Raw genomic sequence first — 230 nt, 5'->3', positions numbered from 1 at the left:
GCTGTATTTACTCCGTTTGCAGTAGTTCCTGCCACATCCCAAGTTATGTTTTGAGAGCTTCCTCCAGTGTATGTTGTTGATGAGTTTTGAGAAGTTACAGTAAACGGACCAGCAGTTCCATTAACAGAGATTACTGCATCGTCTGAATTATTTCCTGAACCTCCGGACTTGTTATCCCGAACAGTAAATCTGAAGTTCAATGTTCTGGCTACTGAAGAAAGAGCTTCAAC

Annotated in this window: 1 protein-coding gene; it reads right to left on the bottom strand. The window is 41.7% G+C overall.

Annotated elements, in window-relative coordinates:
• Positions 1–230 (bottom strand): hypothetical protein (locus SB679_RS26565; protein ID WP_410705453.1); only part of this gene is annotated, 230 nt, incomplete at both ends.

The organism is Chryseobacterium sp. SIMBA_029 (assembly GCF_046535275.1).
Classification (GTDB): domain Bacteria; phylum Bacteroidota; class Bacteroidia; order Flavobacteriales; family Weeksellaceae; genus Chryseobacterium.
The sequence above is the reverse complement of the archived record's forward strand: the minus strand, read 5'-3'. Positions and strand labels throughout refer to the sequence as shown.